The organism is Ruminococcus sp. CAG:57 (assembly GCF_000435935.1).
In the GTDB taxonomy this organism is placed as follows: domain Bacteria; phylum Bacillota; class Clostridia; order Oscillospirales; family Ruminococcaceae; genus Hominimerdicola; species Hominimerdicola aceti.
Genome location: NZ_FR890694.1, coordinates 1 through 7,846, shown reverse-complemented (window position 1 = coordinate 7,846; position 7,846 = coordinate 1). Strand labels below are relative to the sequence as shown.

Annotated in this window: 8 protein-coding genes; 7 read left to right on the top strand and 1 reads right to left on the bottom strand. The window is 42.9% G+C overall.

Going from position 1 to position 7,846, the window contains the following annotated elements; translation table 11 throughout:
- The first annotated feature begins 71 nt into the window (after positions 1-71).
- From nth to QVO88_RS01830, 5 genes are all read left to right on the top strand, one after another.
- The gene (gene nth, locus QVO88_RS01850) at positions 72-698 is read left to right on the top strand and encodes an endonuclease III (protein WP_022286831.1); all 627 of its coding nucleotides are present in this window, start codon (positions 72-74) and stop codon (positions 696-698) included.
- 66 nt (positions 699-764) lie between these two features.
- Complete coding sequence (locus QVO88_RS01845; RefSeq protein WP_038670656.1) at positions 765-1,301, top strand: DUF5662 family protein; 537 nt, start codon at positions 765-767, stop codon at positions 1,299-1,301.
- Positions 1,302-1,312: 11 nt separating this feature from the next.
- Positions 1,313-1,516 carry a hypothetical protein gene (locus QVO88_RS01840; protein WP_022286829.1) on the top strand — a complete coding sequence of 68 codons (204 nt, stop codon included), beginning with the start codon at positions 1,313-1,315 and terminating at the stop codon, positions 1,514-1,516.
- Between the two features lie 350 nt (positions 1,517-1,866).
- Positions 1,867-2,142: an HU family DNA-binding protein gene (locus tag QVO88_RS01835; protein WP_022286828.1), complete on the top strand. Its 276-nt coding sequence runs from the start codon at positions 1,867-1,869 to the stop codon at positions 2,140-2,142.
- Between the two features lie 31 nt (positions 2,143-2,173).
- On the top strand, positions 2,174-2,581 hold the full coding sequence (locus tag QVO88_RS01830; protein ID WP_022286827.1) for a DUF6465 family protein: 408 nt from the start codon (positions 2,174-2,176) through the stop codon (positions 2,579-2,581).
- A 177-nt stretch (positions 2,582-2,758) separates the two neighbouring features.
- On the opposite strand, the gene QVO88_RS01825 is transcribed toward QVO88_RS01830, so the two are convergent.
- Positions 2,759-3,295, bottom strand: coding sequence for an SH3 domain-containing protein (locus QVO88_RS01825; RefSeq protein ID WP_022286826.1), 537 nt, complete (start codon positions 3,293-3,295; stop codon positions 2,759-2,761).
- Between the two features lie 344 nt (positions 3,296-3,639).
- Here QVO88_RS01825 and QVO88_RS01820 point away from each other — a divergent pair, with 344 nt between their 5' ends.
- Positions 3,640-4,839 carry a 6-phosphofructokinase gene (locus QVO88_RS01820; RefSeq protein WP_022286825.1) on the top strand — a complete coding sequence of 400 codons (1,200 nt, stop codon included), beginning with the start codon at positions 3,640-3,642 and terminating at the stop codon, positions 4,837-4,839.
- Positions 4,840-5,202: 363 nt separating this feature from the next.
- On the top strand, positions 5,203-7,830 hold the full coding sequence (locus QVO88_RS01815; RefSeq protein ID WP_022286824.1) for a valine--tRNA ligase: 2,628 nt from the start codon (positions 5,203-5,205) through the stop codon (positions 7,828-7,830).
- Positions 7,831-7,846 lie beyond the last annotated feature (16 nt).

The window sequence follows — 7,846 nt, the reverse complement described above, 5'->3', positions numbered from 1 at the left end:
CGGTTGACGAATCCTGCAAAAAAGTGTACAATATAAAGTAATTAAGCACTAAAAACAAAGGAGCAGTACCGATGACAAAGAAAGAACGTGCGCAAATGATAGTGGAAAGGCTGGAGCAGGTCTACCCCGAGGGCATATGCTCCCTTGACTATAAAAAGCCCCACGAGCTTATGATAGCAGGCAGACTTTCTGCACAGTGTACAGACGCAAGGGTGAATATCGTCACGAAAGAGCTTTTTGCCAAATACAAGACCATTGAGGACTTTGCCAACGCAGATGTTGCCGATATCGAGGAGATAATACGCCCCTGCGGTCTGTATAAAACAAAAGCTCGCTCTATCGTCACAATGTGCAGACAGATAATGGATGATTTTGGCGGTGAGATACCTGATACCATAGAAAAGCTCACCACCCTTGCAGGCATAGGCAGAAAGACGGCAAATCTTGTTATGGGCGACGTTTTCCATAAGCCTGCGGTGGTCACTGATACCCACTGCATAAGGATATGCGGCAGACTTGGACTTACCAAAAATAAAGAGCCTGCAAAGGTGGAAGAGGATTTGAGAAAGATACTCCCCCCTGAGAGATCCTCTGATTTCTGTCACCGCCTTGTACTGTTCGGACGTGAATACTGCAAGGCAAGGGGAGAACGCTGTAGCGAGTGTCCACTACTTGATATCTGCGGCAGCAGAAAATGACCGCAGGCTGTTGAAATAATAAAGCAAAAGTAGTATAATAAGGTCACAAGATGAAATGCAGAGGAGATGAGCGTTTTGATAAAGGCATGGGAGCATTTCAAGACCATTACAAGACATCGCCACGGAGTGATAAAAAACTGCTATAAGGCAGGCATTTTGTGGCAGGGTCTGAGGCATGACCTTTCAAAATATTCCCCGGAGGAGTTTCTCAAGGGCTGTAAATATTATCAAGGCACACGTTCGCCCCATGAAGCAGAGCGTGAAGAATACGGATTTTCTTACGGCTGGATGCATCACAAGGGAAGAAATAAGCATCACTTTGAATATTGGACGGACTATGACCTGCGGACTAAGTTGATGACCCCTGTGAAAATGCCCCTTAAATATGTGAAAGAAATGTTCTGCGACAGAGTTGCCGCAAGCAAGATATATATGAAAGACAAATACGATGACGGTGCACCTCTTGCGTACTTTTTAAGAGCGAAAAAAACAAGAGCCATCCACCCTGAAACATCAGACCTTTTGGAGAAGCTTCTTACAATGCTTCGTGATAAAGGCGAGGACTACACTTTCGCTTATATAAGACGTTTGAAAAAATATTAGGGGGAGTTTCCATGGAAATTTTCAAAAAGAAAACTGTCAAGCCCGTCCCTGAGGAGTGCAGGGGAATGGAGATAAAAATAATGTCAAGCACCTGCACAGGCGAGAAAACTATCGGATTTTATAACCGCAACACTCGTGAGATAATGTATCCCGAGCTTGTGAAAAGCGACAGCGATGTTGAGGCTTTTTATGAAAAATACGGATTGAAAAAATGAATTATGTTGCATGAGAGAATATATAAAAGAATGTAAATATTTAATGAACTTTGAGATGAAATATATGTAAGAATATTTTATGGGTGACTTTTACAAAGTGCGAAAAATAGGCGTTTATAAAAAAATAATGATGCTGATCGAAAGTTAATTATGGCTAAATTATAAATACTATTTCCAACGTGTGAATAAGTACAAAAATCAAGCGGCGACTATGCCTCTTTTTTATGTAAAGCTACAAAGATTGCAAGAAAGCACGCAAAATCGGGCAATTTATTTGACAATAGGGGTCAAATACGTTATAATAACAGCATAAAAACAATGTAAAAAATTATAACGGAGGTAGATTCAAAATGACAAAAAATGATCTGATATCCGCAATAGCAGAAAAGGGCGGCTATTCTAAAAAGGAAGCAGAGCAGGCACTTGCGGCTGTAACAGAAACTATCACAGAGGCACTTGTAAAGGGCGAAAAGGTATCTATCGTAGGTTTTGGTGCATTTGAGGTAAGAGATCGTGCAGCTAAGGATTCTATCAATCCTGCAACAAAGAAGCCTATCCATGTTCCTGCAAAGAAGGTTCCTGCATTCAAGGCAGGCAAGGCTCTTAAAGAGGCTGTGGATAAGTAATTAGTAACACTTTTAAAGGAGAGGTTTTACAATGGCTGAAAAGAAGATCACCGCTGACAAGAAGGCAGAAGAAGCTGTAAAGGAAGTCAAGGCTGAGGTAAAGTCTGCCGCTGAAAAGACAGGCGCAGCAGTAAAGGAAACAGCAAAGAAAGCTGTCAAGACGGCAGAAAAGGCAGTAAAGACCGCAGCAAAGGCAACAAAGGCAAAGAAGGAAACTGTAAAGAAAGCAGTTGAGGCTGAGATAAAGGACGAGGTATTCGTTCAGTTCGCAGGCGGAGAGATAAATGTTGAAGCTGTAGTGGCTGCTGCAAAGGCTGACTACAAGGCAAAGGGTCACAGAACACCAAAGACAGTTTCAGTATACATCAAGCCTGAAGAGGGCGTTGCTTACTACACTGTAAAGGGTGTAGGCTCAGAGGACTATAAGGTAGAACTCTAATTGTAACATTTGTGTGTAGGGGCGAACAGCGTTCGCCCGCTATTTAACACGTTCTATCTGTATGATAAGCTACATCAAGCGGAGGACAACACCTCCGCTTTTTTGCGTATATAAACAGAAAGTGCAGCATATTTCCATGCTGCACTTTCTGCGTTATTTAAGAAATCGTAAAACACATTACTGTGGTGGTGTCGAGAAGAATGTCTGCCATGCGTAGCCCTTTGTGCCATTATATTCAACATAATACCAGCCGTTTTCGTTGCGGTAGTATTTGCAGGTCGCACCCGATGGGATAGTAAGAAGATTTTCACTGCTCGATGTAGGCTGTGGGTGGAGATAAACTGCACTTATGCACTGGATATCACCAACAGCGTCACCGTTGTCATCCTTATCACCGTCATATGGATCTTCGTCAGGCTCAGTGGCCTTTTTGGACTTTTTAGATGTTTTCTGTGGCTCTTCCGAAGTTGTGGTGGTCTTTGGCGGAATGTATTCCGTAGAAGTTATCGTACCGGTCTTTTTCGGAGTGGTGTTGGTGTTCACAAAAAGAGTTTTTGCAAATATCATTATTACTATGGCTACCACAAGTACAGTCAGCAGTATCGCTATTATTCCCTTTACAGTAGGAGTGAGCCAAGTGGAGCCTTCTTGCTGCTGAGGTCTGCGATTCTGTTCAGGACGATAGTAGCCTTTATTGTTTCTGTTGTCAGGCATTATTTATATTCTTCCTTTCGGTTCATTGACTAGAGTTCGACACATTTCGTGTCTATATCTTTAATTATACAAAATATAAACTGTTCTGTCAATTAAAATTCGGTTACGATTTACATTTACTTTATAACAATATGGTGTAAATCGGGAGGCGTTTTTATGTAATAGATGTGAAAATTATCAAAGTGGATAGATATAACGTTTTATTGAAGGCTTGTTTTGTTACAAAGGGAAAAAATATGTTAATAAATTTTCATAACCCTTTTATTTGTATATATAATATGCTATAATAATAACAAATATGAGAATTTTAATATTCTCAGTAAGCTGTAAGGAGATTGATGATAATGAATATTGCCGTTGCACAATCAGGAGGACCTACCTGCGCTATCAACGCTTCATTGGTGGGAGTTTTCAAACAGGCTGTGAAAACACCACAGATAGACGCCGTTTTCGGCTCGCTCAATGGTATCGAGGGTATCATAAACGACCAGCTCATAGATCTTAAGCTTGTTATAAAAACAAACGAGGATATGGAGCTTCTAAGACAGACACCGTCAACAGTTCTCGGCTCATGCCGTTATAAACTTCCTGATGTTGAGGAGGGCGGTGAAACATATGAGCGTATCTTGAACTGCCTTGAAAAGCATAGGATAGAAGCTTTCTTTTATATCGGAGGAAACGATTCTATGGATACCGTGGCAAAGCTTTCCGATTATCTTGCGGCAAGAAATTCAAAGATAAGAGTTATAGGCATACCAAAGACTATAGATAACGATCTGCCTGTAACAGACCATACACCAGGCTTCGGCTCTGCCGCAAAGTATGTTGCCGCAACGGTTCAGGAGATAATCCGTGACAGCTCGGTTTATTCTATCGAGTCCGTCACTATCGTTGAGATAATGGGCAGACACGCTGGCTGGCTCACAGCTTCCACCTGCGTACTCAGAGCAAATGACGAGATAGCCCCTCACCTTATCTATCTCCCTGAAAATAACTTTACCGCCGAAAAGTTCCTCGAGGACATAAGAAATCAAATGGCAAAGCACAAAGCCGTTATCATCGCAGTTTCCGAGGGCGTAAAGCTTAAGGGCGAGGAAAATAAGCCGAGAGTTGTGGATAATTTCGGTCACGAGTATCTCTCTGGCATAGGAAAGACACTTGAACAGCTCGTTAAAGAGAATATCGGCTGTAAAGTCCGTTCTATTGAACTTAACGTTATGCAGAGATGTTCTTCTCATATCTGCTCAAAGACGGATATAGACGAAGCCGAGGAAATAGGCTCAGCAGGCGTAAAAGCGGCTCTTGCAGGGAAAACAGGTAAAATGATGATATTCAAGCGTATCAGCGACGTGCCTTATGTTGTGACCGTTGACAGCGTTGACGCCCATGATGCTGCAAATAAGGAAAAATTCTTCCCTGCCCAGTGGTTAAGCGAGGACGGCAATGACGTAAATCCGGAAGCCGTAAGATACTTCCTGCCACTTATCCAAGGCGAGGTAAAAATAGCAATGAAAAACGGTATGCCCGTTCATTTCAAGCTGTAAGTGTAAATTCGTTTTTATGCAAGTTGTAGGGGACGGCGCCCTCGACGTCCCGCTTGTTTAAGTCTTTTTCAACACTCTCAGCAGAGCAGTTTCAAGCTGTTCTGCTTTTTTCGTTCCATACCGTCATCAGCCCTTGACAATTCGGTGCAAAAGTGAGATAATATTATAATAGGTGCAGTAATGCCATATCATGCGGAAAGGAAAGAATATAATGTGTGATCTCAAATTCAGCTTTCAAATGAAATTCACAGTTCCGTTTCGCAGACAGCCTAAGACACGAGTCTGACGGCAAAAAGGCAATGCCTCTTGGTCTTGCCACGATACTGTGATAGAAAAAATATTTGCGAAAGGAATTGTTTTATAATGAAAAAAGAGCTTTCAAAGCTTTATGAGCCTAATAAGGTAGAAGATAAGATCTACAAATATTGGCTTGACGGCGGATTTTTCCACGCTGAGCCTGATTCCAAGAAAGAGCCATACTGTATAGTTATCCCACCACCGAACATCACAGGACAGCTCCATATGGGTCATGCCCTTGATGAAACTTTGCAGGATATACTTATCCGCTGGAAGAGAATGAGCGGATATGCCGCAGAGTGGATACCTGGTACAGACCACGCTTCTATCGCAACAGAAGCAAAGATAGTTGAAGCTATGCGTAAAGAGGGTCTTACAAAGGACGATATCGGCAGGGACGGTTTCCTTGAAAGAGCATGGGATTGGAAAAAGAAATACGGCGGCAGAATAGTTGAGCAGCTTAAAAAGCTCGGCTCTTCCTGCGATTGGGACAGAGAGCGTTTCACAATGGACGAGGGCTGTTCAAAGGCTGTAAAGGAAGTTTTCATAAACTACTATAATAAGGGACTTATCTATAGAGGCGAAAGAATAATAAACTGGTGCCCGCATTGCCGTACATCTATCTCAAACGCAGAGGTTGAGTATGAAGATCAGGCTGGTCACTTCTGGCATCTTAAATATCCTCTAACAGACGGAAGCGGATATGTAGAGCTTGCTACAACACGTCCTGAAACGCTCCTGGGCGATACTGCCGTTGCAGTAAATCCAAAGGACGAAAGATATAAGGATATCGTAGGTAAGACACTCACACTGCCGCTTGTTGGCAGAGAGATACCTGTCGTTGCCGACAGCTATGTTGATATGGAGTTTGGTACAGGCGTTGTAAAAATAACTCCAGCCCATGACCCTAACGACTTTGAAGTCGGTAAAAGACATAACTTGCCTGTTATCAACGTTCTTACTGAGGACGCAAAGATAGTTGACGATTATCCTGAGTATGCAGGCATGGATAGATACGAGGCAAGAAAGAAGATAGTCGAAGATCTTGAAAAGGGCGGTTTCCTTGCTTATGTTGAAGACCACGAGCATAATGTAGGTACTTGCTACCGCTGTGGAACAACTGTCGAGCCAAGAGTATCCCTCCAGTGGTTCGTTAAAATGGACGAGCTTGCAAAGCCTGCAATAAAGGCTGTTGAGGACGGCTCTATCAAGTTTGTTCCTGAAAGATTTGAGAAGAACTACCTTAACTGGATGAACGATATCAGAGATTGGTGTATCTCACGTCAGCTTTGGTGGGGTCATCAGATACCGGCATTTTATTGCGACGATTGCGGTGAAACTGTGGTAACAAAGGAAGACCATGCTTGTTGCCCTAAGTGCGGCAAGGAAATGCGTCAGGATCCTGACACACTTGATACATGGTTCTCATCAGCACTGTGGCCGTTCTCAACTCTCGGCTGGCCTGACAAGACAGAGGAGCTTGAGTATTTCTATCCAACAAACACTCTCGTAACAGGCTATGATATCATTCCTTTCTGGGTATCCAGAATGATAGTTGCAGGCATGGAGAACATGAAGCAGAAGCCTTTTGATACTGTTCTTATCCATGGTCTTGTTAGAGATTCACAGGGCAGAAAGATGTCAAAATCTCTTGGCAACGGTATCGACCCGCTTGTTATCATCGACCAGTACGGCGCAGATGCCCTGAGATTTATGCTCGCAACAGGCAACGCACCTGGAAACGATATGAGATTTATCGAGGATAAGGTAAAGTCCTCAAGAAACTTTGCCAATAAGATATGGAACGCCGCAAGATTCATCATGATGAATCTTCCTGACGATTTCAAGGCTGATAAGCTCCCTGAAAACCTCAATGTTGAGGATAAGTGGGTAATATCAAAGTTCAATACTCTTGCAAAGGAAGTAAACGATAATCTTGATAAGTTCGAGCTTGGCGTAGCAGTTTCAAAGCTTTATGACTTTATCTGGGATATCTATTGCGATTGGTATATCGAGCTTACAAAGCCAAGAATAGCCGCAGGCGGTGAAACAGAAGCCACAGCACAGGCAGTTCTCGTGTGGGTAATGAAAGGAATGCTTAAAATGCTCCACCCATTCATGCCTTATATCACCGAGGAGATCTGGCAGGCTCTCGTAAATGACGGCACAGCTATCATGGTTCAGGATTATCCTGTATATGACGAAAAGCTTGAATTTGCCGACGAAGAAGCAACATTTGAGAAGATAATCGCAGGCATAAAGAGCATAAGAAACTGCCGTGGTGAAATGAACGTTCCGCCGTCTGTAAAGGCAAAGCTTTATATTGAAACTGCACAGCCGGAAGTATTCTCACAGGGCGTAATGTTCTTTGAAAGACTTGCTTCTGCATCTGAGGTCATCATTACAGACAAGTGTGAGGAAAAGGATTGCGCCGCCGCTGTTACAGACAGTGCAAGATTCTTCATTCCGCTTGCTGATATCATAGACGTTGACAAGGAGCTTGCACGTCTTGATAAGGACAGAAAGAACGCACAGAAGGATATAGACTTCCTTAGCAAAAAGCTCAGCAATCAGGGCTTCCTTGCAAAAGCCCCTGAACAGCTTATCGAAGCCGAAAAGGCAAAGCTTGCAAAGGCAGAGGAGAAGATGTCAAAGATAATGGAATCTATCTCCGCTCTGGAAGCAAGAAAGTAATATAAAAAATCAATGG